At 72.9% G+C, this 24,901-nt stretch carries 25 protein-coding genes and 1 pseudogene; 11 read left to right on the plus strand and 15 right to left on the minus strand.

The window, feature by feature from the left end:
- Positions 1–13: 13 nt before the first annotated feature.
- Complete coding sequence (locus tag AB0I29_RS04705; RefSeq protein ID WP_357478615.1) at positions 14–1,570, plus strand: glycosyltransferase family 39 protein; 1,557 nt, start codon at positions 14–16, stop codon at positions 1,568–1,570.
- Between the two features lie 44 nt (positions 1,571–1,614).
- Here the strand turns inward: AB0I29_RS04705 and AB0I29_RS04710 are convergent, their stop codons facing one another.
- The 7 genes from AB0I29_RS04710 to AB0I29_RS04740 form a co-directional block, all read right to left on the minus strand.
- On the minus strand, positions 1,615–2,427 hold the full coding sequence (locus AB0I29_RS04710; RefSeq protein ID WP_357478618.1) for a GNAT family N-acetyltransferase: 813 nt from the start codon (positions 2,425–2,427) through the stop codon (positions 1,615–1,617).
- 67 nt (positions 2,428–2,494) lie between these two features.
- Positions 2,495–3,436, minus strand: coding sequence for a sigma-70 family RNA polymerase sigma factor (locus AB0I29_RS04715; protein WP_357478622.1), 942 nt, complete (start codon positions 3,434–3,436; stop codon positions 2,495–2,497).
- 97 nt (positions 3,437–3,533) lie between these two features.
- Positions 3,534–4,400, minus strand: a complete 867-nt coding sequence (locus AB0I29_RS04720) for a universal stress protein (protein ID WP_357478625.1) — start codon at positions 4,398–4,400, stop codon at positions 3,534–3,536.
- A 53-nt stretch (positions 4,401–4,453) separates the two neighbouring features.
- Positions 4,454–4,954: a hypothetical protein gene (locus AB0I29_RS04725; protein ID WP_357478628.1), complete on the minus strand. Its 501-nt coding sequence runs from the start codon at positions 4,952–4,954 to the stop codon at positions 4,454–4,456.
- An 8-nt stretch (positions 4,955–4,962) separates the two neighbouring features.
- The gene (locus AB0I29_RS04730; RefSeq protein ID WP_357478632.1) at positions 4,963–6,276 is read right to left on the minus strand and encodes a wax ester/triacylglycerol synthase domain-containing protein; all 1,314 of its coding nucleotides are present in this window, start codon (positions 6,274–6,276) and stop codon (positions 4,963–4,965) included.
- 77 nt (positions 6,277–6,353) lie between these two features.
- Positions 6,354–7,196: a hypothetical protein gene (locus AB0I29_RS04735; RefSeq protein ID WP_357478634.1), complete on the minus strand. Its 843-nt coding sequence runs from the start codon at positions 7,194–7,196 to the stop codon at positions 6,354–6,356.
- Positions 7,197–7,508: 312 nt separating this feature from the next.
- The gene (locus AB0I29_RS04740) at positions 7,509–7,964 is read right to left on the minus strand and encodes a GyrI-like domain-containing protein (RefSeq protein ID WP_357478637.1); all 456 of its coding nucleotides are present in this window, start codon (positions 7,962–7,964) and stop codon (positions 7,509–7,511) included.
- Positions 7,965–8,096: 132 nt separating this feature from the next.
- Here AB0I29_RS04740 and AB0I29_RS04745 point away from each other — a divergent pair, with 132 nt between their 5' ends.
- The 4 genes from AB0I29_RS04745 to AB0I29_RS04760 all read left to right on the plus strand — a co-directional run bounded on the left by AB0I29_RS04745 (position 8,097) and on the right by AB0I29_RS04760 (position 11,106).
- Positions 8,097–8,417 (plus strand): cation-translocating P-type ATPase C-terminal domain-containing protein, encoded by a 321-nt coding sequence (locus tag AB0I29_RS04745; RefSeq protein ID WP_285102128.1) that lies wholly within the window; start codon positions 8,097–8,099, stop codon positions 8,415–8,417.
- A gap of 65 nt (positions 8,418–8,482) precedes the next feature.
- On the plus strand, positions 8,483–9,859 hold the full coding sequence (locus AB0I29_RS04750) for a ferredoxin reductase family protein (protein WP_357478641.1): 1,377 nt from the start codon (positions 8,483–8,485) through the stop codon (positions 9,857–9,859).
- The gene (locus AB0I29_RS04755) at positions 9,856–10,362 is read left to right on the plus strand and encodes an FMN-binding protein (RefSeq protein WP_357478644.1); all 507 of its coding nucleotides are present in this window, start codon (positions 9,856–9,858) and stop codon (positions 10,360–10,362) included. The genes AB0I29_RS04750 and AB0I29_RS04755 overlap by 4 nt, the downstream gene beginning before the upstream one ends.
- Before the next feature lie 3 nt (positions 10,363–10,365).
- Positions 10,366–11,106, plus strand: a complete 741-nt coding sequence (locus AB0I29_RS04760) for an FAD:protein FMN transferase (RefSeq protein ID WP_357478647.1) — start codon at positions 10,366–10,368, stop codon at positions 11,104–11,106.
- On the opposite strand, the gene AB0I29_RS04765 is transcribed toward AB0I29_RS04760, so the two are convergent.
- A complete protein-coding gene (locus AB0I29_RS04765) occupies positions 11,072–12,313 on the minus strand; it encodes a HAMP domain-containing sensor histidine kinase (RefSeq protein ID WP_357478650.1) in 1,242 nt (413 codons plus the stop codon). The genes AB0I29_RS04760 and AB0I29_RS04765 overlap by 35 nt on opposite strands.
- Complete coding sequence (locus AB0I29_RS04770) at positions 12,310–12,984, minus strand: response regulator transcription factor (protein ID WP_357478653.1); 675 nt, start codon at positions 12,982–12,984, stop codon at positions 12,310–12,312. The genes AB0I29_RS04765 and AB0I29_RS04770 overlap by 4 nt, the downstream gene beginning before the upstream one ends.
- Positions 12,985–13,228: 244 nt before the next feature.
- On the opposite strand from AB0I29_RS04770, the gene AB0I29_RS04775 reads away from it, so the two are divergent.
- Entirely contained in the window at positions 13,229–14,284 is a 1,056-nt protein-coding gene (locus AB0I29_RS04775; protein ID WP_357478656.1) for an alcohol dehydrogenase catalytic domain-containing protein, read from the plus strand.
- Positions 14,285–14,363: 79 nt separating this feature from the next.
- On the opposite strand, the pseudogene AB0I29_RS04780 reads toward AB0I29_RS04775, so the two are convergent.
- Positions 14,364–14,555, minus strand: a pseudogene (locus tag AB0I29_RS04780) (pyruvate formate-lyase 1-activating enzyme); the annotation flags it as partial.
- Between the two features lie 218 nt (positions 14,556–14,773).
- Here AB0I29_RS04780 and AB0I29_RS04785 point away from each other — a divergent pair.
- Positions 14,774–16,675 carry a heavy metal translocating P-type ATPase gene (locus tag AB0I29_RS04785; RefSeq protein ID WP_357478658.1) on the plus strand — a complete coding sequence of 634 codons (1,902 nt, stop codon included), beginning with the start codon at positions 14,774–14,776 and terminating at the stop codon, positions 16,673–16,675.
- Here AB0I29_RS04785 and AB0I29_RS04790 read toward each other — a convergent pair.
- The 3 genes from AB0I29_RS04790 to AB0I29_RS04800 form a co-directional block, all read right to left on the minus strand.
- Complete coding sequence (locus tag AB0I29_RS04790; protein WP_357478661.1) at positions 16,650–16,784, minus strand: hypothetical protein; 135 nt, start codon at positions 16,782–16,784, stop codon at positions 16,650–16,652. The genes AB0I29_RS04785 and AB0I29_RS04790 overlap by 26 nt on opposite strands.
- Before the next feature lie 62 nt (positions 16,785–16,846).
- Positions 16,847–17,107, minus strand: a complete 261-nt coding sequence (locus AB0I29_RS04795) for a metal-sensitive transcriptional regulator (protein WP_285102119.1) — start codon at positions 17,105–17,107, stop codon at positions 16,847–16,849.
- A 14-nt stretch (positions 17,108–17,121) separates the two neighbouring features.
- Positions 17,122–17,286 carry a hypothetical protein gene (locus AB0I29_RS04800; protein ID WP_357478664.1) on the minus strand — a complete coding sequence of 55 codons (165 nt, stop codon included), beginning with the start codon at positions 17,284–17,286 and terminating at the stop codon, positions 17,122–17,124.
- A gap of 75 nt (positions 17,287–17,361) precedes the next feature.
- Between AB0I29_RS04800 and AB0I29_RS04805 the strand changes: the two genes are divergently transcribed.
- On the plus strand, positions 17,362–19,158 hold the full coding sequence (locus AB0I29_RS04805) for an FAD-dependent oxidoreductase (RefSeq protein ID WP_357478666.1): 1,797 nt from the start codon (positions 17,362–17,364) through the stop codon (positions 19,156–19,158).
- Positions 19,155–19,322 (plus strand): DUF302 domain-containing protein, encoded by a 168-nt coding sequence (locus AB0I29_RS04810; protein WP_357478669.1) that lies wholly within the window; start codon positions 19,155–19,157, stop codon positions 19,320–19,322. Before AB0I29_RS04805 ends, AB0I29_RS04810 begins: the two co-directional genes overlap by 4 nt.
- Here AB0I29_RS04810 and AB0I29_RS04815 read toward each other — a convergent pair.
- Positions 19,312–20,259: a nitroreductase family protein gene (locus AB0I29_RS04815; RefSeq protein ID WP_285102115.1), complete on the minus strand. Its 948-nt coding sequence runs from the start codon at positions 20,257–20,259 to the stop codon at positions 19,312–19,314. The genes AB0I29_RS04810 and AB0I29_RS04815 overlap by 11 nt on opposite strands.
- Before the next feature lie 334 nt (positions 20,260–20,593).
- Between AB0I29_RS04815 and AB0I29_RS04820 the strand changes: the two genes are divergently transcribed.
- Together AB0I29_RS04820 and AB0I29_RS04825 are read left to right on the plus strand one after the other, a co-directional pair.
- Positions 20,594–21,391 carry an HAD-IA family hydrolase gene (locus tag AB0I29_RS04820; RefSeq protein WP_357478672.1) on the plus strand — a complete coding sequence of 266 codons (798 nt, stop codon included), beginning with the start codon at positions 20,594–20,596 and terminating at the stop codon, positions 21,389–21,391.
- Positions 21,366–23,846, plus strand: coding sequence for a glycosyl hydrolase family 65 protein (locus tag AB0I29_RS04825; RefSeq protein ID WP_357478675.1), 2,481 nt, complete (start codon positions 21,366–21,368; stop codon positions 23,844–23,846). Before AB0I29_RS04820 ends, AB0I29_RS04825 begins: the two co-directional genes overlap by 26 nt.
- Before the next feature lie 258 nt (positions 23,847–24,104).
- Here the strand turns inward: AB0I29_RS04825 and AB0I29_RS04830 are convergent, their stop codons facing one another.
- Positions 24,105–24,710, minus strand: coding sequence for a TetR/AcrR family transcriptional regulator (locus AB0I29_RS04830; RefSeq protein WP_357478678.1), 606 nt, complete (start codon positions 24,708–24,710; stop codon positions 24,105–24,107).
- Positions 24,711–24,901 lie beyond the last annotated feature (191 nt).

Consider the following 24,901-nt stretch of genomic DNA (forward strand, 5'->3'; position numbering starts at 1 on the left):
TACGCTCCGGACCATGGCGGACGCGTCCGCACCACCCGACTCGCTCCGAGGCCCGGCGTACCCCGCCGAGGTCCGGCCCACCGGCCCGCGGCCCGCCGTGGCGTGGCGTCCTGTGGTCGCCGCGGTGCTGGTGCTCGGCGTGCTGCTGACCGCGACCAGCACGCAGTACGGGTATCACCGGGACGAGCTGTACTTCCGCATGCTGGAGCCGGCCTGGGGATACGTGGACCAGCCGCCCCTGACGCCGTGGCTGGCGCGGACCTTCGCCGAGCTGTTCGGCGACACGCTTCTCGTGATGCGCATCCCGGCGACGCTCGCGCACCTGACCGCGATCGTCGTGATCGCGCTCGTCGCCCGTGAGCTGGGTGGGCGCGCGGGAGCGCAGGCGCTGGCCGCCTGGGGTTACGGGACGGCGGCGATCCCCGTGGCGTTCGGGCACACGCTGCTCACCTCGAGCCTGGACCTGGTCATGTGGCCGGCGGTCCTGCTGTGCGTGATCCGGGCCGTGCAGCGAGACCCCCGCTGGTGGCTCGCCGCCGGGCTGGTCACGGGCGTCGCGCTGTACAACAAGCTGCTGGTGGTGGCGCTGCTCGGCGGGATCCTGCTGGGGCTGATCGTCGGCTGGCCGTGGCGGATGCTGCACGGGTCCGCCGCCCCGGTCCGGTGGCCGCTCGCGACACCGTGGCCGTGGGCCGGCGCCGTCGTCGCACTCCTCGTGGGCCTGCCGAACCTGGTGTTCCAGGCCACGAACGGCTGGCCGCAGCTCGCGATGGGTGCGGCGCTGGGCGAGAACAACGCCGCCGACGTGCGCTCCGAGATGTGGCTGTTCCAGCTGCTCACGCTCGGCGTGCCGCTGACCCTGGTGTGGCTCGTGGGGCTGGTGTGGTTGTGGCGCCGTCGGCCCCTGCTGCGCTTCCTGGTGGTCGCCTACCCGGTGCTGCTCGCGTTCACCTGGGTGGCCGGGTCCCAGACGTACTACGCGACGGGCCTGCTGTCGGTGCTGTTCGCGGCGGGATGCGTGCCGATCGCGGACTGGGCCGGGACCGCCTGGCGGCGGGCGGTCGTGGTGACGGTAGCGCTGAACGCGGCGATATGCCTGGTCATCAGCCTGCCGCTGGTGCCGGTGGCGGTGCTGGGCAGCACGCCGATCGCCGACATCAACTCCTCGGCGCAGGACGCCGTCGGCTGGCCCGCCTACGTCCGGCAGGTCGCAGACGTGTACGCGGCGCTCCCCGCGGAGGACCGCGACCGGACGGTCGTCCTGACGCAGAACTACGGCGAGGCCGGGGCCGTGGACCGGTACGGTCCCGAGCTCGGGCTGCCCGCCGTGTACTCGGGGCACAACGAGCTGTGGGAGTACGGGCCGCCCCCGGCGTCCTCGACCGTCGCCCTGGTCCTCACCGAGGCCCCTGGTGTCTGGGACCGCCGGTTCGAGGAGTGCGCGGTCCGGGGGCGGCTCGACAACGGCGTGGGCGTCGACAACGAGGAACAGGGCGTGTCGATCCTGGAGTGCCGCAGCCCGACGGGCGGCTGGGACGCCCTGTGGCCGGACCTGCAGCACCTGGACTGACCCGGAGCGGTCCCGGCCGGGCCGGCTCGGTGCCAGGCCTCGGTCTAGGCGCGCCAGCGCCAGTTCTGGCGTGCGTAGCGGACCTGCAGGCCGGCGCGCTGCAGGTTGGCCAGGGACTGGTTCAGCTCGCCCGGTGCGGGCGCGCCGGTCTCGGAGACCACCCAGGTGGCGCCGGCGGCACGCGCGGCGGCCAGGCGTGCGGCGATCAGCGCCGACTGGGCGCCGCGGCCACGATGGTCCGGCAGCGTCGCGCCGGAGTTCAGGGAGGCGACCGTGCCGTGCACGTAGAGGTTCGCGCCGGCCACGATCGTGTCGCCGTCCCAGGCGGCGAACGGGGTGGCGGCAGGGTGCCGCACGCTCTCGGCGATCATCGCGACTATGGCGGCGTTCTCCATGTCGAAGGCACGGGAGACGACGGAGGCCCACTCGTGCGCGTCGGCCTCGCCGACCGGTCCCACCCGCAGGTCGGTGCGGGCCTCGGCCCGGACGTCGGCGATCGGCGCCGCCAGCTTCAGCCATGATCCCGCTGACCGCAGCCCGTGGGCGTCCTGGATCTGCGCCCAGTCGCGCGGCAGCACCGACGGCGCCACCTGGATGACGGCGGTGGGCGTGCCCTGTTCGCGGTAGAAGGCGACGACCCGGTCGACCAGCTCGTGCGTGACGGGTTCCGCGAACCCGAACCCGAGCGCCTTGCTCCAGTAGTCGAACGGGTCGAGGCGGGCGGACAGCACCACGCCGCCGCCCATCCGGGTCGTCGCGATCCCGAGCCCCTCCTGTGCGAGGGCCGGCGCGTTCGTCTCGTAGCGGTACATCATCTCGGCCTCGACGCTCTCCGCGAGCTCGGTCGGGTCCGTCATCCGTGTGTTCACACCTTCACGATGCTCGGCGGCGTCAGGAAGTTCGGCGCGAGGAGAGTGACGTCCGTCACTCCCGCGGGCGGTGGAACAGGTGGGCCCGTCGGACCAGGCCGTCCTCCAGGCGCAGGACCCACAGTGCGCCGGGCGGGCAGTGCTCCGGGTCCTGAGGCGGGTTGAGCAGCTCGATCTCCCACAGGGCGAGGTCATGACCAGCCACGACGTCGGCGAGCCGATGACGCACGCCGTCGGCGACGTCCGCCGCCATGGCCCGCAGGATGTAGTCGTGCCCCGTCGTGGTGTGCCCGCGTGGCCACGTCGACTCCACGAGCGGCGACCACCACTCGCCCAGCGCCGAGCCGAACTCGCCCCGGTCGGCCGCCGCCAGCATCTCGGCGGCCTCGCCACGACGGGTGCGGGTCACCGCGGCGACGTCGTCGTGCGCGGCCTCGGCGGTGGCGAGCAACGCGTTCGCGAGACGCCGCCGAGCCTCCGCGAGCCGGCTGCGGACCGTGCCGACGGGGATCTGAAGGGTCGTCGCGATGTCGCGGTAGGCCGGCAGCCCGCCGAGGTGCCGCAGGACCAGCGTCAGGCGCAGGTCCGTGGGCAGCTCGCCGAGAGCGGCCCACAACCAGTCGCGACTGGCGTACCGGTCCAGCAGGTCCGCGGGGTCCGGCTCGATGCTCGGGAGCCGGTCCGCGTGCTGCTCGTCCAGGGGCAGGTCGGACCGCGCCCGCCGCCGCATCCTGCAGGCGTTGCGCACGACGGACCTGAGCCACGGCCCTGCCGCGTCCACGTCCCGCAGGTCGTCGATCCGCAGCAGGGCCACGAGCGCGGCCTCCTGGACGGCGTCCTCGGCGTCCGGGACGTGACCCAGCACGCTGGTCGCGACCGCGAGCATGGCGGGTCGGTGCCGTGCCAGGAGGAGACCGACCGCACTCGTCTCGCCGGCCCGCGCGGCACGGACCAGGTCCCCGTCGGACGGGGCGCCGGGAGGGTAGGTCTTCAGCACCTGGCCGATGGTAGAGGACTGGCCCCTAGGGTAGCCGGCCTTCCCTCGCGGCCCTCGTGCTTGCCTCCGCCGGCACCATGGGGCCGGACGGAGCGGGTCAGTCCTGCTGATGAGCCACGATCACGGGGTTGCGCGACCGCCGGAGAACGGCGTCCGCGACGGAGTACCGGAGCCGCCCGACCGTCGGAGCGTGAGGCTGCCCACCGAGGACGGCCAGGTCGTCCGGCCGGAGCTCGTCGAGGATGGCATCCACCGTGTTGCCGCTCGTGAAGACGACCGTCCGGGACACCGTGGGGTACTTCTCGGACCACCGGGTGACCTGTCGCCGCACGCTCTCCCGCTCGGTCTCCGGGTACCCCGTGCCCGGCATGCCGAGGTCAATGCCTGCCGCGGGGTCTGGCTCCATCACGTGCACCGCCACCAGCGGACAGGCACGCTGCTGCGCCTCCGCGAAGCCCAGGTCGAGCTGAGGGGCGGCGTCGTCGCTGCTCACGCCGACCACCACCCGGCCCGGTTCGCCGGCCTCCGCCCCGGCCGGGATCACGGCCACGGGACCGTGTGCCGAGGCCGCGAGCGATCCCGACACCGAGCCGAGCACCGCCCGGTCCAGCGCACCGAGTCCGCGTCGGCCGACGACCACCAGGTCGGCAGACCTGGACCGCCGAACAAGCAGGTAGGCCGGTTCGCCGTGCACGATCTGCTCCTCGACCGTGTGGCCGCCGGGGTGCGCGTCGTCCAGCCGGGTGACCGCGCGCTCGACGGCGTCGAGGGCGTCCGCGCGCAGGTCCGCGACGCTGACAGCCAGGGTGGCGGCCGTGTTCGACGGCGGGGTGACGTAGGCGCTCAGCACAGTGAGCCGCGCCCCGTGCCGGTCGGCTGTCAGCGCCGCCCAGTCGACGGCTGCCATGCTGTGGGCGGAGCCGTCGACCCCGACGACGATGCCGCGGTACCAGGCGTTACGCATGTTTCATCTCCTCGGAACCGCACCTCACGACGTCCGGGCGCCTGCGGTATATGTCATCTCACGGCCTGGCCGAGCGAGCGACCCCACTCGCGGGCCCGATCGAGCTCGCCGTCCACGAGTACGTTCTTCGTGGTCACGAGGAAGCACTCGGAATCGGCGACCGGACGTGAGTGGAGCCGCCGGATCCGTCGCTCGATCCCCGCCGAGGCATCGCCGGCGAAGATACGCGGGATGTCCACGCGTGTGCCGAATGCGGCCCAAGCGGCCGGCGGGGTGGAGAGGGACTCGATCCACTCCCGCACCCCGGGCTTGGCGGCGCCGGGTTCGAGGACGAGATGCTGGTCCGGGTCGGCCGCCCAGCTCGCCGCATCCTCCCTCGACGACGCCTGCGGCAGGGTGTGCGCATGGGTGGGCGCACCGATCACCACCAGGTCGACCGCCAGATCGGGACCCGCAGACGCCGGTTCCACGCGGACATCGGTCAGGTCCGAGAGGCCGTCACCGATCGCCTGGGCGATCTGGCGGGTGTTCCCGAACATCGACTCGTACAGCACGACAGCAGTCATGACGCATCCCTTTCGAAGTGAGCCTTCCTGGAACGGTCGTCCAGGCACGCGAGCTCGTTCTGCATGGCTGCTGCGAACGCGGCACCAGGCACATTCCGCGCGTCGAAGTGAACCCCGCAGCGCAGGCGGCCGGCATACGACGTCGCTGCGACGCCGATCCGAACGTTGGCCGCGAGCACCGCGACCGGCCAGATGGCCGTGATGGGCGCGCCCGCGAGGCGCATCGTCTCGGCGGGGCCGGGCACGTTCGTCACGAAGCCGGCGACGAGGTGCTGCCGATGGCCGACGCCGTCCATGAGGCGCGCACCGAGAGGACCGCGCATCAGCTCGAGCGTGCCTTGTTGACGCGCGCGCACCTTCTCGGCCATCGTCCGAGCGGCGATGAGCCGGAGCCGGTCATCCGGTCCGGTCCCGGCGAGGGGGAGCCTCACCAGCATGACCCCGACCTGGTTGCTCGCCGACCCATGCCGCCGCAGAGCGACCGGCGACGAGACGGCCAGCGTCGCAGGGACCTGCTCGCCCGCGGCGCGGAGTGCGGCTTCGAAGCCCGCCGCGACGGAGGCGAGCAGTGCGTCGTTGACCGTCGCGCCGAACGAGCGCGCCCGCGACGTGAGCGCGCCCAGATCGACGTCGACGAGAGCCACACCCCGGTTCGGGCTCCGTTCGCCGAGCAACACCGTGGGCGGGACTCCTCGACCGCTGATCGTCGTCAGGACTCGCCGCAGCCCGAACCCGAGCCTACGGACCCGCCGCGCCGACCCCCCGGCTCGCCCGGATCGCCCATGGTCCGTCGGCGCGTCGACGGGAACGTCTCCCGACCGGGTTCGCCGTTCTTCGGGGTTGAAGAGCTCGTGCACCAGCGCGACTGCCGACATCCCGTCGGCGATCGCGTGGTGGATCCGCAGGATGAAGGCGGCATCCGTCAGGTCGCCGCCCGGCACGAGCAGAAGCTCCCACAGCGGACGGTCGCGGGCGAGCGGAACGGTCATCAGCTCACCGCATCGTCGTTCGAGCGCCACGACTGCCTCCTCGGCCTCGACGAGCCGGACATGGTGCTCCAGGTCGGGTGGCACCTCGGCCCACGCGTGCCCCCGCCCCGCGGGGACCGCCACGCGACGGAGCGACGGCAGTCGGCTGATCCGCGACTGCAGTGCGGTGCGAAGGGCCGGGAGGTCAAGGACTCCGTCGTCTCCGACGAAGCCGCCGTGCGTCAGGAGGCCCGCCACCAGGAACACGTTGACCTGGCCCGAGTGATCGAGCACGAGATTGGCCTCGTCGGCCGGGGCGAGGCGCGGCATCGAGGTGCGCACCTGTCGACGGTCACCGGCCCTTCGCCGCGGCGACAGGTTCGAAGGAGCTGGGTCGTCCATGACGGTCGTCCCGAGGCCTACGGCGTGGTCGTACGGACGGTGCGACGGGGCGCGTGGACCGGCCGCGCGACGTTGCCGAGCCGCATCAGCATCTGGGGGAAGCCACCGAGGGAGAGCACCTGGCGCAGGTCGTGGCGCGTCGTCGGGTTCTCCAGGACGGTCGTGGCGAACGACGCGCGGACGAAGTAGCCGGAGGCGACCAGGAGCGCGCGCTCCAGCGCCTGGCCGGCCATGACCCAGTCCCGGGGCGTGTCGCCGGGAGTGCTCAGGACGGCGAGGGTCGAGTTCTGCTCGAACCGTTCCCGGCCGACGCTCTCGTGGAACCGGCGCGCCGGTGCACCCAGGTTGCTCGGCGCCCGTCCGAGGTACCTGACCGGAATGCCGTCGTCGCGTCCCGGCTCGGTGGCGGTCCAAGCCGCCTCCTCGTCGCGACCGGCCAGGTCCTCCGCCGCGATGGCCTCGGCCCGCCGCACGAGCTCCAGCACCCCTGTCCGCGCGGGGTCCGAGGGCTGGATCGCGCGCAGGCCGGCTCCCTCGTGGTCCGCGGCCCGCTGGATGGCGACCAGGAGGTCGGTCGGCAGGGGCTGGTCGTCGAAGGGGTCGCGGGACGTCGCGCGGTGCTCGATCGCCACGGACAGCTCGAGCTCGTCCGGGCTCGGGTCGTCGCCCGGCTCGAGCGCCAGCTCGGCGACGAGCAGCTCGTCGCCCGGGTCGGGCAGGAGCGTGACGACGGCGGTCAGCGACTCGCGCCGGGCAGCCACCCTCGCGTTGAACAGGAAGGCCCCGCAGCTGATCAACATCTCACGGCCCTGCGGGTCGTTGTGCCGGAGCTGCCTCGACGGATCGGCACGAAGCGTCACGGTGCTCCCCGTGACCGCCACCTGCCACGGCTGCGTGTTCAAGACGCTCGGAGCGTCTCCAGCCGCTCTCAGGATCCTCTCGATCCGTGCGTCGCCGACGTCCATGGCTCGTCTCCCTCAGTCCGTGCTCGCCTGCCTCGACCGGCCCAGCCGGTCTGGAGCCGCGTCGACACCGGATCTGGTCGACCCGTGCTCTTCACCCAGGACAGCACCCGGCCCGCGCGCCCGGCAGGGCAGGTGGTCCTGTCTTCGACTGCCCTTCGTCCTGCGTGTGACCGACCAAGGGCCTGACGCGGCAGGAGAAAGGCCGGGTCAGCCCACCGGGTACACGATCCGCGTCTGCCACCGGCTCGGATCTGCACCGCTCTCGGGCCCGAGGACGTACTCCTCCCACACGACCGTCGGCGAGGGCATCCCGTTCTCCCGGAACCAGGCGGTCAGCTCTTCGTGGGCCGCCGTCAGTGTCTCGTAGGGGCCCTCGTGGACCGCTTCCACCGTCGCGCCGGCCGGGAGCATCGCGGCGACGACGTCGTCCGACGGTGCGGCCCCTGCCGGGACCGGGTAACCCGCCGTCACGTCGAACCCTTCCGCGGACATGTCCTCGTAGAGCGCCACGGGCGGCCCCGAGGGCTCCACGCCGCGCGCTCCGAGCGCCTCGGCCGCTGCCGTCATGGCCCGTGGAAAGAAGTCCTCGAGCTCGTCCATCCGTACCTTCTCGCGCAGGCCGACGATCTCCTGCGCCGTTCGTTCGCCTCGAACGATCTCCATCTCAGTCCGCCTCCTCGTCGAGTCCGGTTGCACACGGAGTGGTGCCGCCAGCATCCGACCCGCCTCGCGACGGCTCGGGTCGCGAGGACGTCGTCACCGCCCCGGTTCCGGAGAGTCGGGTGTCTTCGGGGTGTGCACGACCAGGACGGCGCACTGTTCGCCTCGCTGCGCTCGATCGGCCTGTTCAGCAACCGGCTCCTGCTGTGGGGCATCGGGGCCGAGATCCTCTTCGCCGCCGCGCTCGTGGGCCTGCCGCCCCTGCAGCGCGTGTTCGGGACCGTGCCCCCGCCCGCCGAGTACCTCGCGCTCCTGGTGCTGTTCCCGGTGATCGTCTGGGGCACCGACGAGGCGTGGCGCCTGCACCGGCGTCGCCGGAACCTGCGCGACCGGGACGCGACGGCCACCGATCACCGGCACCGCCGGCGTCGGGCGACGAGTGCCGGAGCCGTCTGAGCGGACTGCGCGCCGGTGGCGCACGCTCCGAGATTCCTCTGAGATTTGCCGCCGAGACTGTCGGCATGAGCACGATCACGCCACCGCGCGCACCGTCGGCGACCGGACAGCCGGGACGGTCCGTCGCGCTGAACCACCCCGGGGGCCTCCTCCTGCGGATCCTCCTGGTCGTCACGGTCGTCGCCGTGGCGGTCTTCTGGTGGACCGGTACACCGCCCACGACGGGTGGCTCCCCGGGCGGGGCGCTGACCGCGCTCGGAGAGCTCACGGGTCTGGTCGCGTCCGTCCTGGTCTGCGCCCAGGTGCTCCTGACCGGCAGGGTCCCGTGGTTCGAGCGGGCCGTCGGCCTCGACCGGCTGGTCTCCTGGCACCGGACCCTGGGGACGAGCGTCGTCCTGCTGGTCCTGACGCACGTGCTGATGATGATCCTGGGCGGTGCGCTCCTGTCCGCTCGTGCGCTCTGGCCCGAGGCGGTGACGATCGTGACGACTCAGCCGGAGATGCTCTCGGCAGTGCTCGGCACAGCGGTGTTCGTGCTGGTCGGGGTGACGAGTGCGCGGTTGCTGCGCCAGCACCTCTCCTACGAGCTCTGGTTCGTCGTGCACCTGAGCGTGTACGTCGGCATCTATCTCACGTTCGGGCACCAGATCGCCGCGGGAGCCCATTTCGTCGGATCCCCGGTGGCGCGCGTCGTCTGGGTCCTGCTGTACGCGGTGACCGCGGCCGCGCTGCTGACCTGGCGGGTGATCCTGCCGCTGGTCGACGTGGTCCGGCATGCGCCGCGGGTGACCGCGGTGCTGCCCGAGGCGGGCGGCATGACGAGCGTGTGGGTCTCGGGCAGCGGCCTGGGAGATCTCGGCGCGAGGGCCGGCCAGTTCTTCCTGGTCCGCTTTCTCGTCCGCGGGCATCTGGTGTCCGCCCACCCCTACTCGCTGTCCGTGGCGCCTGCGGGGGACCACCTCCGGTTCACCGTCGGGGCGCTCGGCGACCACTCCAGCGCGGTCGCACGGCTGCGCCCCGGAACCCGGGTCCTTCTCGAGGGGCCGTTCGGGCGGTTCACCGCGGCCCGTGCCCGCCGGCCCGGTGTGCTGCTGGTCGGCGGTGGCGCCGGGGTGGGACCCGTGCGCGCGCTGGCCGAGGAGCTGAGGCTGCGCGGGCACGACGTCGTGGTGGTGCACCGCGCCCGGTCTGCGGCCGACCTGGGCCTCGGGAACGAGCTCGCGGCGGCAGGGATCGACTACCGGCCGGTGGTCGGGCACCGCTCGGAGCTGGGGTACGACCCGCTCGACACAGGCCACCTGCCGGCGCTCGTGCCGGACCTCGCACGGCGCGACGTGTTCGTGTGCGGGCCGCCGGGCATGGTCGCGACCGTCGTGCGAGCAGCGCGCGCGGCCGGTGTCCCGAGGTCCGCCGTCCATCACGAGGAGCTGAGCCTGTCATGACCGCACGTCGCTGGAGGGGCACGTTCGTCTACCTGGGAGCCCTGGCTGGGCTGGCGGCCGTCGCCGTCGCCCGCTTCGGCGGCCTGCCCGTCGACCAGGCCGCGGCACCCGTCCCTGGCAGCACCGTCCCGGCCGGAGACACGGGCGGCGCCGCGGGCGGGTCCGGCAGCCAGAGCACACCGGACCCGAGCACCTCACCGTCGAACCCCGGCACGGGCTCGCCCGACACCTCGACCGTGACCGTCGCGGGGGACGTGTCCCAGACCCCCTACGGCCCGGTGCAGGTGACGGTGACGTTCACGGGCACCCGGATCGCCGACGTCCAGACCGTGCAGGCGCCGAGCGGACCGGAGAGCTCCCAGATCGCCGCACGGTCGACGCCGATCCTGGCGCAGGAGGTCGTGGACGCGCAGTCCGCCCGCATCGACACGGTCTCCGGTGCCACCTACACCTCGGAGGGCTACCGGGAGTCGGTCCAGTCGGCGATCGACGCGAGGGGCTGACCCGTGCGATACCTGGAGACGGTCATGGGGGTCCCGATGTCGCTCGACCTGCGGGACCCGGACGACGACCGGTCTCGTGCGGCGGCACGCTCCGCGTTCGACCTCCTGCGGGCCGAGGACGCGCGGTTCAGCCCGTTCCGGGCGGACAGCGAGCTGCGCAGGTACGAGCGAGGGCTGGTGGACGCGCCGTCGCCCGAGCTCGCCGAGGTACTGAGCATCGCCGCGGGCGTCCAGGCTGCCAGCGCGGGTGCGTTCGACATCCGACGACCGGGCGGCGGCCTGGACGCGAACGGTGTCGTCAAGGGCTGGGCGGTCCAGCGCGCGGTCGAGCTGTTGCGGGCCGAGGGCTTCGGTGACCTGTGCTTCAACGCCGGCGGCGACGTCGTGGTCGTGGGCGGCCCCGAGCCGGGCCGGAGCTGGGCAGTGGGAGTCAGGTCGCCGCTCGTGCCGGACGAGCTCGTCGCCCGGGTCGAGGTGCGCGAGGGCGCTGTCGCGACGTCCGGCACGTACGAGCGGGGGCAGCACGTGTGGGACGGGCGCACGGGCCGCGCCGCGGACGGGCTCCTCGCCGCCACCGTCGTGGCCGGGGACCTCACCACGGCCGACGTGCTCGCCACCAGCGTCCTCGCACTCGGTCCCGACGGCGTCGAGTGGGCGCTCGGGCAGGGAGCGGCGTGGGTCCTGGCCGTACGTCCGGACGGGACCCTGGTCAGCGGCGACGCGGGGCAGCGACCGGCAGCGTGAGCATGAGCCGTGTCCCGCGCGCACCGTCCTCGCGCCCCGTCGCCGTCACGTCGCCGCCGTGCTGGGCGGCGATCTCGGCGACGAGCGCCAGACCCAGTCCGTAGTGCCTGCGCGCCGGCGCGGCCGCGTCGGGGGTCCGGCGCGAGGCGAAGCGCTCGAACAGGTCGGCACCGTCCTGGGGAAGGCCGGGGCCGTCATCCTCGACCACGACGCTCGCCGTGCTCCGGCCCAGCAGGACCGTGACCTGCACCTCGCCTTCGGCATGGTCGACGGCGTTGTCCACCAGGGCCGTCACCGCCCGGCGGACCGCGGCGGGGGTGGCCATGACCGGCGCCGTCGGCTCGCCCTCACCCCGAAGACGCACGCCACGCTCGTCGGCCGTCGGACGGGCCGCCTCGACGACCTCGCGGACGACGGCGGCAAGGTCCATCGCGACCGGGTCCACCGAGCGCATGTCCGCGGCGACGAGCAGGTCGTCGAGCACCTCGGTGAGCGCCGCGGTGTCGCCCAGCAGCCCGTCGACGTCCTCGCTGATGCCACGCGCGTCGTCCGACGACGACTGCGCGAGCCTCCGGCGCAGCAGCTGGGCGCGTGTGGACAGAAGCGTGAGCGGGGTGCGCAGCTCATGACCGGCGTCGGCGACGAAGCGTCGCTGCATGGCCAAGGCCTGGGCCGTGGGCCGGACCGCTCGGCGGGCGAACCACCACCCGCCGACGGTGGCCAGCACCACGCCCACACCGCCGGCGACGGACAGGGCCAGGACCAGCAGTGCCAGTTCCTCCCGCCGTTCCGACGGGTCGAGGACGGCCTGCACGACCCGGTCCGCCTGTCGCCCGGTGAGCACCTCGTAGGTCCCGGAGGCGACGCCGACCTGCTCCCGGACCTCATGTCCCGTGCGTGCCACCTGTGCCATCAGCTCCAGGTCCGGCAGACCCTCGGGCATCGCCGGGGACACCTCCAGCCCGCGGGCCGACTCGATCGCCACCCAGACCCCGGGCTCCACGGCGCCGACGTGCTCGGCGGTGGTGACCGCCGACTCGAGGCGCCGGTCGTCCTCCTCGGCGAAGGCGCGCGCCACGACGAGCACCACGACCACGGCGACGAGCAGCAGGCACGCCATGACCAGGGCCCCCGTCTGCAGGCCGAGCCTGCGGCTCGTGCGCCGCAGGAGATCACGTTCGGCCGCGGTGACAAGTGCCGTGCTCACAGCGCACCCCACCGGTAGCCGAGTCCGCGCACCGTCACCACGGCACCCCGGCCGAGCTTGCGGCGCACGTAGTAGACGTAGGTGTCGACCACACCCTCGTCGGCGGCGTCAGGGAACACCTCGTCGAGCACCTCCTGCCGGCTGAAGACGCGGTTCGGGCGGCGCGCCAGGAGCTCCAGGAGCGACGCCTCGCGTTCGGACAGGTCGGCGCTCCGGCCGTCGCTCAGATCGACACGCCGAGCCGACACGTCGAAGGTACCGCCCGGGAGCCGGATCTCCCGTGCGCTCGCCGGCGTCGCCCCCGCCCGCCGGCGCAGCGCGCGCAGCCGCGCGAGCAGCTCGTCGACGTCGAACGGCTTGCCCAGGTAGTCCTCGGCGCCCGCGTCCAGACCCTCCACCCGGTCGGCCGGGTTGCTCAGCGCGGACAGGACGAGCGCCGGCGTCGGCACCCCCTTGGCGCGCAGGCGGGCCAGGAGGTCGAGCCCTTCGACGGCGGGCAGGCCGCGGTCGAGGACGAGGACGTCGTACTCCCTGGTCAGGCCCAGGTGCAGACCGCGCTGGCCGTCGCCCGCGACGTCGACCGAGTATCCCTCGGTGCGGAGCAGCTCCGCGAGCATTCCCGAGAGCTGCCGGTCGTCCTCGACCAACAGGACCCGGGCCGACGCCGACATGAGCACACCCCTCCACCGCACGCGTCAGGTGGTGGGACGTGCGCTCGGACCAGGTTCCCACGAACGGTCGGAGCAGGCCGACAGGACGCGGGACCGTCGGCCTGAGAAGTCGGGACGTTCGGTCCTGCATCCGGAGCCGTCCGCGGTGGTGTCGTCGAGGAACGGGTGGACACCACGACCGGCGCTCGCCGACCGTGGCCGCCCGTGCCAGCCCATGTCCGAGCCCCGGCCACCAGGAGGAGTCATGAAGGCGCTCGTCTATCACGGACCCGGAAGCACCGGGTGGGAAGAGGTGCCGGAGCCGACCGTCGAGAACCCGGACGACGCCGTCGTCCGGATCGACTGCGTCACGATCTGCGGCACCGACCTGCACATCCTCAAGGGAGACGTGCCGACCGTCGAGCCCGGACGGATCCTCGGTCACGAGGCCGTCGGCACCGTCGAGGTGGTCGGGGGCGGCGTCCGGAACCTCGGTGTCGGCGACCGCGTCCTGCTCTCCTGCATCTCGGCCTGCGGGCGGTGCCGGTACTGCCGCGAGGGACGTTACGGCCAGTGCCTGGAGGGTGGCGGCTGGATCCTGGGCCACCGCGTCGACGGAACTCAGGCCGAGCGCGTCAGGGTTCCGTTCGCGGACATGTCGACCTACCGGCTGCCCGACGAGATCAGTGACGAGGACGCAGTCCTCCTGGCCGACATCCTGCCCACCGCCTACGAGGTGGGTGTCCTGGCCGGATCCGTCACGCCGGGGGACACGGTGGTGGTCGTGGGGGCCGGCCCGGTCGGGCTTGCCGCGGTCGCCACTGCGCGGCTGTACAGCCCGTCGCACATCGTCGTCGTCGACCCGGCGAAGAGCCGCCGCGATGCGGCGTCCGGCCTCGGCGCGGACGTGGCGCTCGACTCCGCCGACGACGTCGCCGGCCGGGTCGCCGAGCTCACCGGCGGTCTCGGCGCTGACGTGGCCGTCGAGGCCGTCGGCATCCCCGCGACGTTCGAGCTGTGCGTCGAGGTCGTCCGGCCCGGTGGCCACGTGGCGAACGTCGGTGTGCACGGTGCCCCGGCCACCCTGCACCTGGAGACCGCGTGGATCCGCGACCTCACGATCACGACGGGTCTCGTCGACACGCGCACCACCCCGACGCTGCTGGGGATGGTCGCCGCCGGCCGGCTGCGGCTGCCCGAGCTGATCACCCACCGGTTCGAGCTGACGCAGATGCAGGAGGCCTACGACGTGTTCTCGCGGCCGTCCGAGACGGGCGCGCTCAAGGTGGCGCTCTTCGGCGCCGGTCACCGGCCTCGATGACATGGCGGGCCGGCGCACCGCGGACCGCGCCGGCCCGGCAGTACCTGGCCTCCCGTCAGTACGTGGTCAGGCCGGCCCGGGCGAGGCGACGCCCGAACGCGAGCGTCGGAGCCAGCTCGCCGCCCGTGACCCGCCGGTAGGTGTCGGGGTCACCGGACTTCACGTCGAGCAGGACCAGGTCGGTGTCGGCGAGCATCCGCTCGGTGAGGTTCGCGCCGAGGAACCCCGAGGTGTCCGGCGCGGTGTGCACCCCGAGCTCCTTGGCGCCGCGCGTGGTCCTGCCAGGGCCTGCCGGGCCAGGATCGGCCGGGACGCGGCCCAGGCTCGGCGTCACGGGCACATCGTCAACGGTCCTCATGGTCGTTCTCCTTCGATCCCGCCCAGGACACCAGCCCACGAGGCCGGGGCGGCAGAGCCAGGCGGCCCCGGGTTCCAGGACCAGGGTCCTCGCCTGTGCCGACTGCGCCGTCGCGGGCGAGACTGAGGCACATGCGGCCGGTGCGGGCGTTGACGCGGTACCCGGCGATCACGGCGGCCGCCGTCGTGCTCGCGACAGTGCTCGCGCTCCAGGCCAGGGGCGAGCCGGCCGCAGGACGTTGGGTCGCGACGGTCTACGTCGGCGGGTTCGTCGTGTGGACGCTCGTCGGGATGGTGCGCGACGTGCTGCGCGGGCACGTCGGACTGGACATCCTCGCCGTGGTGGCGATGGTCGCGACCATCGCGGTCGACGAGTACGTCGCCTCCCTGGTCATCGTGCTGATGCTCGCGGGCGGTGAGGCGCTCGAGGACTTCGCCGCCCGGCGGGCCCGGCACGACCTGACGGCGCTGCTGGACCGGTCACCGCGCACCGCGCACGTGATCGTGGACCCGCAGGCGGCGGGCTCCGACGGCGTACGGGACACCGTGGTGGACGAGGTCGCGGTGGGGGACGTCCTCCTCGTGCGGCCCGGCGAGATCGTGCCCGTCGACGGGGTCCTGCTCGGCGGCGGGTCGTTCGACGAGTCGTCGCTGACCGGTGAGAGCCTTCCGGTCACCCGGGAGGCCGGCGGCGAGGTGCTGTCGGGTGCCGTGAACGGGACCCGGGCGGTGCGGGTGCGAGCCGTGCGTCGCAGCGTGGACAGCCAGTACCAGCAGATCGTCGCGCTCGTGGCGGCAGCGCAGGAGTCGCGGCCCCCGGTGGTGCGGCTCGCCGACCAGTTCGCCGTGCCCTTCACGGCCGTCTCGCTGGTGCTGGCGGGCACGGCCTGGGCGATATCGGGAGATCCGACGCGCTTTGCCGAGGTGCTGGTGCTGGCCACCCCGTGCCCGCTGCTCATCGCGGCGCCCGTGGCCTTTCTCAGCGGCCTCTCCCGCGCCGCCAAGCTCGGGGTGATCATGAAGGGCGGCGCGGTCATCGAACAGCTCGCGCGCCTGCGGTCCGCCGCGTTCGACAAGACGGGGACGCTCACGCAGGGCAGGCCGGATCTCGTGGCGGTCCGCCCCGCGGAGGGGTTCGGTGCCGACGAGCTGCTGCTGCTCGCCGCCTCCGCCGAGCAGTACTCGTCGCACGTGTTCGCCGACAGCGTCCGTCGTGCCGCAGCTGACCACGGCCTCGACCTGCTCGCTGCCGACGAGGCCGAGGAGGTGGCCACCAACGGCGTCACGGCGACCATCGGCGGCCGCCGGGTCGTCGTGGGCAAGCCGGCGTACGTCGGCGCCGTCGCGCCGGACACCGTCAGCGCGGAGCTCGCCCCCGGCCAGGCGGCGGCGTACGTCGCGGTCGACGGGCGGTTCGCCGGCGTCGTCGTCCTCGCCGACGATCCTCGGCCCGAGTCGTCCGCCGTCGTGTCGTGGCTCCGGGCCAATGGCGTCGCGCACGTCACGATGCTGACCGGGGACGCCCGGCGAACGGCCGAGTCGATCGCACGGCAGGTCGGCATCGAGGACGTGCGTGCCGAGCTGCTGCCCGGCGAGAAGGTGCGGATCGCTGCCGGGCTGCGACCGCGCCCGGTCATGATGGTCGGCGACGGAGTGAACGACGCGCCGGTGCTGGCCGCCTCCGACGTCGGGGTGGCGATGGGCGCCAAGGGCGCGACCGCCGCGGGGGACGCCGCCGACGTCGTGCTGCTCGTCGACTCGCTCGACAGGCTCGTCGACGCCGTCTCGATCGGCCGGCACACCCTGCGCACGGCGCTGACCGCGATCTGGCTCGGCATAGGGCTCAGCATCGCCCTCATGGTGGTGGCGATGACAGGTGCCATCCCGGCCGTCACGGGTGCCCTGGTGCAGGAGCTCGTCGACCTGGCGACGATCCTGTACGCCTTGCGTGCCCTCGGCGGCCCTCCCACCGGGCTCGAGGAGCGTGCTGCCGTCGGGAGCCCGCCGCTCACCAGGTCGAGTCGCCCCGGATGACGGCGTCGGAGCCGCCGTCGATGAAGACGACCTGGCCGCACAGGTGGGTGGGAGCCGCAGGGTGGCCGCCGATTCCCGAGGCAGATCCGGGGACGACGACGGTGCGCATGATGGGTCCTCCGTGCGGCTCGCGGGACGGATCCCGGCGGACGGCGGGGAGGAACCGATCGCTCAGGCGAGGGAGAGGAAGAGCTTCTCCAGCTTCTGCAGGTCGGCCTCGCCGTTGTCCTCGTCGGCGAGGCACTGCTTCACGCCCGAGGCGATGACGGCGAAGCCCGCCCGGTCGAGCGCCTTGGAGACGGCGGAGAGCTGCGTCACCACGTCCGCGCAGTCCGCGCCCTCGTCCACCATGCGCACGACGGCGGCGAGCTGGCCCTGGGCGCGCTTGAGCCGGTTGCCGACCTTCTTCATCTCGTCCGGGTCGAGGTCCATGTCCGATCCTCCGTTCAGCGCCCGAACAGGCGGGACAGGAACGAGCCGCTGGAGGGCTCCTCGGCGTGCCCCTGGCACTGGTCGCGGCGCGGCACGCCCGCCATCACCTGGTCGACGTGCTGGCCGCAGCCGGCCCACGTCGTCTTGCCGCACGTCGTGCAGGTCACCGCTCGGCACATGCCGGTCTCCTTCGCTCGGGTTTTCCTCAGAATACCCCCCGGGGTATGGTGGGGGCAAAGCCGAGGAGGAACCGCATGAAGATCGTCATCGTCGGAGGAGTCGCCGCAGGCATGTCGGCGGCGACCCGGCTCCGCCGTCTGGCCGAGGACGCCGAGATCGTCGTGCTGGAGGCCGGCGACCACGTCTCGTACGCGAACTGCGGGCTGCCGTACTACGCGGGCGGAGTCATCGAGGACCGCGAGGCGCTGCTCCTGCAGACGCCGGACAGCCTCGCGTCGCGGTTCCGCCTCGACGTGCGGGTGCGCAACCGGGTGACCGCCGTCGACGCGGAGGCGCACACGCTGACGGTGCGTGACCTCCGGACGGGCGACGAGTACGCCGAGACCTACGACCGGCTCGTGCTGAGCCCCGGTGCCCGCCCGGTCGTCCCACCGGTTCCCGGCATCGAGCGCGCGCTCGTGCTGCGGGACGTGGCCGACGCCGACCGGCTCGTGGCCGCCGTCGCCGGCGCTGCCGATGGTGCCGCCGACGGCGCCGGCAGGACCGGCGCGCGCAGCGCGGTCGTGATCGGCGGTGGCTTCGTCGGCCTGGAGGTCGTCGAGAACCTGGTCCGCCGAGGCCTCGCCGTCACCCTCGTGGAGCTTGCCGACCAGGTGCTCCCGCCGCTGGACCCGGAGCTGGCCGTTCGTGTCCGGGACGAGCTCGAGTCCCACGGCGTCGACGTCCGCACGGCGACGCAGGTGTCGGCCCTGACGCCCACCACGGCGAGACTGGCCGACGCCACCGGTACCGAGTTCGGCGAGGTCCCCGCCGACGTCGTCGTGGCCGCCGTCGGCGTCCGGCCCGACACGGGGCTCGCCGTGCTGGCCGGTGCCGCTCTGGGACCGCGCGGCGGCGTCCTGGTCGACGAGGACCTTCGCACGTCGGTGCCGGACGTGTTCGCCGTCGGCGACGCCGCCGTCAAGCGTGACGCCCAGGCCGCGCCGGGCGAAGCGGAGCCGTACGCGCTCATCCCGCTCGCGAACCTCGCCAACCGGCACGGGCGCCATGTCGCGGACGTCATCCTCGGCCGGAGCGGGATGCGGCCCTCGATCGGCACCGCCGTGGTCGGCGTGTTCGGACTGACCGCCGCGGCAGTGGGGCGCAACGAGAAGAGGCTGCGGGCCGAGGGACGGCCGTACCGCGTCATCCACACCCACCCGAGCCAGCATGCCGGCTACTACCCGGGAGCCACCCCGCTGGCGCTCAAGCTTCTCGTCGACCCGGACACCGACCTGATCCTCGGCGCCCAGGCTGTCGGCCAGGACGGCGCCGACAAGCGCATCGACGTGCTCGCCACCGCCATCACCGCGGGCCTGACCGCCTCGGACCTCGCAGACCTCGAGCTCGCCTATGCACCCGCGTACGGATCGGCCAAGGACCCGGTCAACATGCTCGGTTACGTCGCGGACAACCTCCGCACCGGCCGGACGCGCAGCGTGCAGTGGCACGAGCTGGACGGTCTCGTGCGCGACGGCGCCACCCTCGTCGACGTCCGCACCCCCGCCGAGCACGCCCGCGGTACCGTGGAGATCGTCGCCGGCGACGCCAGGTCCCGGGCGCTGAACGTTCCGCTGGACGAGCTCCGTGCCCGAGCTCGCAATGAGATCAGGGCCGAGGCGCCGGTCGTCGTGCACTGCCAGGTGGGGCAGCGTGGGCACACCGCCGCCCGGCTCCTCAGCCAGCTCGGCTACGACGTACGCAACCTCGACGGCGGGTACCTCACGTGGCGGGACGCCACCCGGTCCACCACACAGACCGCAGCACAGGCCAGCCGCGAGAGCGGTCCGGCACGACCGGAGACCGGCACCATGATCGGGAGCGCGCGATGAGCTACGAGATCACCACCACCGTCCACCGCCCCTTCGACGACACCGTCGCGGCCGTGCGTGCGGCGCTCGTCGAGCAGGGCTTCGGCGTGCTGACCGAGATCGACCTGGCGGCGACCCTGAAGGAGAGCGCGTCGACCCCAGCCCCCGCCGACCCTAGCCGCTGAGCTCGTCGACGGACCGGCGGGGCGTGTGCTTGGGCATCGAGCTGTACCCCAGCCGCATGAGCATCTGCGGCGCCGCGTCCAGGGACAGGACCCGGCGCAGGTCGTGGCGCGTGGTGGGGTTCTCGAGGACGGTGGTCGCGAACGACGCACGGACGAAGAAGGTCGTGGCGACGAGCAGCACGTGCTCCAGTGCCTGGCCGGCCAGGATCCAGTCCCGGGGTGTGTCGCCCGGCGTCGTCAGGACGGCCATCGTCGACATGCGTTCGAACTCCGCGACGCCCGTGCTGGCCAGGAACTGCCGGGCCGCTGCGTGGTCGTCGGCGCTGGCGGGACCGAGCAGCTCCTGGGGGACCCCGTCGGCGCGGTCCGCGTCCGTCCCCGTCCAGGCCAGCTCTTCGGCGCGCGCCGCGGGGTCTTCGGCGGCGAGGGCCTCGGCCCGGCGGACCAGGGCGATGACCTCCTCGCGAGCGGGCTCGGAGGGCTGGATGACGCGCAGGTCCGCGCTCTCGTCGTGGGCGGCGGACACGATGGCGTGCAGGACGTCCGAGAACAGGGGCTGGTCGTCGAACGGAATGCGTGACGTAGTGCGCCGCGCGATCGCCACGGACAGCTCGAGCTCGTCGGTGTTGGGAACCCTGCCGGGTTCGAGCTCGAGGACGGCGACGAGCAGCTCGTCGTCCGGGTCCGGCAGCAGCTGGACCACGGCGTCCAGCGACTCGCGGCGAGCGGCCGTCCGCGCGTTGAACAGGTACGCGCCGCAGCTGAGGTACATCTCCCTGCCGTGCGGGTCGGAGTGCTGCAGCTGACGCGCCGGATCCGCGTGGATCGTCACCGTGCTGCCCGTGACGGACACCCGCCACGGCTGGGTGTTGTAGACGCTGGGGGCGCTTCCTGCTGCGCGCAGGATCTTCCCCACCCTGGAGTCGATCAGGTTCATCGTCCTCGCCCCTCTCGCACCGCCGGCCGGGCGCCCGGCGCCCGGAGGCCACGGGGCGCCGCCGTCGACCTGCGGGTCACCCCTGGCTCCAGTCCAGCGCCCGGTCGCGGGGAGCGGTAGGGCAGGAGGTCCCCATCTCGTCCGGGCCTTGGTCCCTGGACCTCGCGTCGACCGGCGACCTCGGCCCTGCCCCGCCAGGACCAACGCCCCTACGAGGCCCGGACCGCCGCCGGGAGACTGAGGACATGGGCGAGCGAACAGTGATCCTCGGTGGTGGCACGGGTGGCTCTGGACACCGACCGCCGGACACCGCTCGACTGCCGAAGGAGACGACGTGACGTCGCCGCGCACGGACCTGGACCTCGCGACGGTCGACGCCGTCGTCCTCGACACCGACGGTGTGATCACGGACACCGCCCGGACCCACGCGGCCGCCTGGAAGCGTGCGTTCGACGAGCTGCTCGACAACCGCGGTGCGCGGAGCGGTACCCGCCCAGCGCCGTTCGACGTGGAGACGGACTACCTGCGCCTCGTGGACGGCAGGTCGCGAGCGGACGGCGCCCGGGTCTTCCTCGGTTCGCGGGGCATCGTGCTGCCCGAGCACGGTCGGGACGGTACCGGTACTGCTGGAACCGACACGCTCGAGTCCCTGCTCGAGCGCAAGACCGGGTACTTCCTCGACGAGGTGCGGACGCACGGGGTCCGGGCCTTCCCGACCACCGTGGCGTTCCTGCACGAGCTGCGGCATCGGCAGGCCGGGATCGCGGCCGTGTCGGCGAGCCGCAGCTGCGGGCCGGTCCTGCGCGCGGCCGGCGTGGACGGCCTGGTCGACGTGCGCGTGGACGGTCTCGACGCCCAGCGGCTCGGGCTCGCGGGCAAGCCGGACCCGGCGCTCTTCCTGGAGGCTGCGCGGCGGCTCGCGGTGCCGCCCGCCCGGTGTGCGCTGATCGAGGACGCCCTGGTCGGCGTCGAGGCCGGCCGTCGCGGCGGGTTCGGGCTGGTGATCGGGGTGGACCGTCAGGGCCGGTTGCGCCGGGAGATGCGGGAGCTGGGCGCACACGTCGTGGTCGCGGACCTGGCCGACGTCGCCGTTGTCGGGAGGCACCGTGGAACACGCCACCCTGTCGTATGAGGGCTTCGACCCGGCCACCGAAGGGCTGCGCGAGGCCTTGTGCACGCTGGGCAACGGGTACGTCGCGACCCGCGGTGCCGCGCCGGAGTCGGTGGCGGACGGCGTGCACTACCCGGGTACCTACTTCGCCGGCTGCTACGACCGGCTGACCTCCACGGTGGCCGGCCGCGCGGTCGAGAACGAGGACCTGGTCAACGCTCCCAACTGGTTGCCGCTCAGGTTCCGCACGCCCGGACAGGACTGGCTCACTCTTGCGGGTGGCCAGGTCCTGGAGCACCAGCAGGATCTCGATCTGCGCCAGGGGGTCCTGACGCGGCGCACCCGGTTCCGCGACCCGATCGGCCGGCGGGTCGCCGTGACCCAGCGGCGGCTCGTGTCGATGCACGACCCGCACGTGGCCGCACTGGAGAGGACGTTCGTCGCGGAGAACTGGTCCGGCCGGCTGGAGGTCCGCGCGAGCCTCGACGGCCGGGTGACCAACGCCGGCGTGGCCCGGTACCGCGACCTCGACGGGCAGCACCTCGTCCCCGTGGAGGAAGGGTGGGACAGCGAGGAGCGCATCGCCTGGCTGCAGGTCCGCACCGCCACGTCGCAGATCCGGGTCGCGCAGGCGGCGGTGACGGTGGTCGTCGGCCGGCCGGGACCGGTGACGACCCGCTTCGAGCGCTCCGCGGGGGAGTCCGCGGTCCGGATGCGGCTGGACCTGGCCGAGGGCGTACCCGTGACGATCGAGAAGCGCGTCGCGATGTACACCTCGCTGGACCGGGCGATCTCCGAACCCCTGGACGCCGCGCGTGCGCACGCCGCTCGTGTCCCGCCCTTCGAGGAGCTCCTGACGGACCACGTGCGCGCGTGGGAGCACCTGTGGCGGTCGTGCCGCGTGGTCGTCCCGGGGCAGCCGCAGCAGGCGCTGGACCTGTACGTCTTCCATCTCCTGCAGGTCCTGTCCGAGCACACGGAGCACCTCGATGCGGGCATGCCCGCGCGCGGCCTGCACGGGGAGGCCTACCGCGGGCACGTGTTCTGGGACGAGCTGTTCGTGTTCCCGTTCCTGCTGCTGCGCCTGCCCCGTGTGGCGCGGTCGCTGCTGATGTACCGCTGGCGGCGGCTCCCACAGGCCCGGCGGGCGGCGTCCGACGCCGGCTACCGGGGTGCGATGTACCCGTGGCAGAGCGGCAGCGACGGCCGCGACGAGACGCAGCGGATGCACCTCAACCCGGTTTCCGGCCGGTGGCTGGAGGACCACACGGACCTCCAGCGGCACGTCGGCATCGCGGTGGCGCACAACGTGTGGCAGTACTACCAGGCGACCGGCGACCTGGAGTTCCTGCACGGGTACGGCATCGAGATGCTCGTGGACATCGCCCGGTTCTGGTGCAGCCTCGCGACCTACGACGCCGCGACGGACCGGTACGACATCCGCGGTGTGGTCGGGCCCGACGAGTATCACGACCGGTACCCGGAGGCCGACCGCGCCGGGATCGACAACAACACGTACACGAACGTCATGGTGACCAGGGTTCTGCGGTACGCCCTGGACGCGATGGCGCTCCTGTCCGAGCGGGAAGGCCGCGCCCTGCGCCGGCGACTCGGGCTGGAGGAGCACGAGACGGAACTGTTCGACCACGTCAGCCGACGCATGCGTGTGGTGTTCCAGGGCGAGGGCGTGCTCTGCCAGTTCGAGGGCTACGACCGGCTCGTGGAGCTCGACTGGCCGGCCTACCGGTCGCGCTACGGGAGTATTCGCCGCCTCGACCGGATCCTCGAGGCGGAGGGCGACTCGGTCCAGCGCTACCAGGCGTCCAAGCAGGCGGACGTCCTGATGCTCGTGTTCCTCCTCGGTGAGGACGGCCTGCTCGGGGCACTGGCGTCGCTCGGCTACGAGTTCGACCGGGTGCGGCTCGACCGCACCGTGGACCACTACCTCGCTCGCACCAGCCACGGGTCGACGTTGAGCGCCGTCGTGCATGCCTGGGTGCTGGCCAGCCGGGACCGGGGCGCCTCGTGGCGGTTCTTCCGCGAGGCGCTCGACAGCGACATCGCCGACGTCCAGGGCGGCACCACCGCGGAGGGGATCCACCTCGGCGCGATGGCCGGCGCCGTCGACCTCGTCCAGCGGTGCTACACGGGGCTCGACCTCACTGGCGGGGTGCTCCGCCTGGAACCCCGGCTGCCCGACGAGCTCGACGCCCTGGAGCTGCGGCTCCGCTACCGGGACCACTGGGGCATCACCGTGCGGTGTGACCACGACGGCGTTCGTCTCGGCATACCCGGGTCGCAGCAGCCCTCGATCACCGCCGCAGTCGACGGTCAGGAACGAGAGCTGAAGCCCGGGGAGGTCTGGGACGTACCCCGGAGGCCGGACGGGATCGCGCCCGGCGGGCCCACGGGTGCGCCCCGGGCACAGCCGCCCGGGGAACAGCACAGGGAGCAGAGCAAAGGAGTCCAGTCATGAGTGCACCCCGGAATCCGTCCCCGGTCATCGTTGCGGTCGACGGAAGTGAACGCAGCGCCGGGACTGTGGCCCTCCGCGGCGCGCGATGTCGAAGACCTCCGGAGGTCGGGCGAGCGGTCCTCGAGGTCTCGGACACGCCGGTCGAGGTCGTCCCGCTGAAGGACGAACCGAGCACGGCACCGCTCGTGCTCGAGAGCTCCGGGGAGATCCTCAAGACCGGGCCACGCCCTGCGACTCGTCCATCATGTTTCGACAGCCTTACGGGCGCCAACCTTGAAGCGCCATGTCGGCCACCTCTTCGAGCTGCTCGCGATCGACGCCGGTAGCGGCCTGGACGGCGATGCCGAACGCCACGGACATGACGTACCGGGCGAGCCGCCCGGGGTCCGCGTCGGCCGGAAGGTCACCCTCCTCGACAGCCCGCCCGAAGCGCTCCTCAAGCATCCTGCCGCCTGCCTGGCGCCAGGCCACGAGCACATCATGCGCACCCCGGCCTCCGTCACCGGAGACGAGCGCAGCCTGCACTCCCAGGCATCCGTGCGGGCTGTCAGGAAGAGTCGTCGCTCGGGCAGCTCCATGAAGCCACGCGTCGACCACCGCTCGTGCGGTGGGCTCCGCCAACGCCCTTGACGTATAGGACGCAGGTCCGGCGGTGTAAAGGTCCAGGGCCTTGCGGAACAGCTGCTCCTTGTTGCCGAACGCGGCGTACATGCTCGTCTTGGTGATTCCCATGGCCCCGGTGAGGTCGGTGAGACTCGATCCCTCGTAACCGCGTTGCCAGAACACCCGCAGCGCGCGGTCCAGGGCAACATCGATGTCGAACTCCCGCGGACGGCCCATGACTGCGCTACGTGTACCACTCATCCGACTAGAATACTCCTCGGTACAGATGTGCTGGGTGAGCCCGCTCCCGCCGTCGACGCACGTGCGTGTCACCGTCGCTCGGACCGGCGAAGGGTGGTGGTCTCGTCCCGGCAAGCCTTTCGGCGCGAGACCACCACCCTTCGTGTCGCTGGGATCGAGGCCGAGGTCACCTCGGCGCCGGACGGTCCGGA

This window comes from Promicromonospora sp. NPDC050262 (assembly GCF_040655935.1).
Lineage (GTDB): Bacteria > Actinomycetota > Actinomycetes > Actinomycetales > Cellulomonadaceae > Promicromonospora.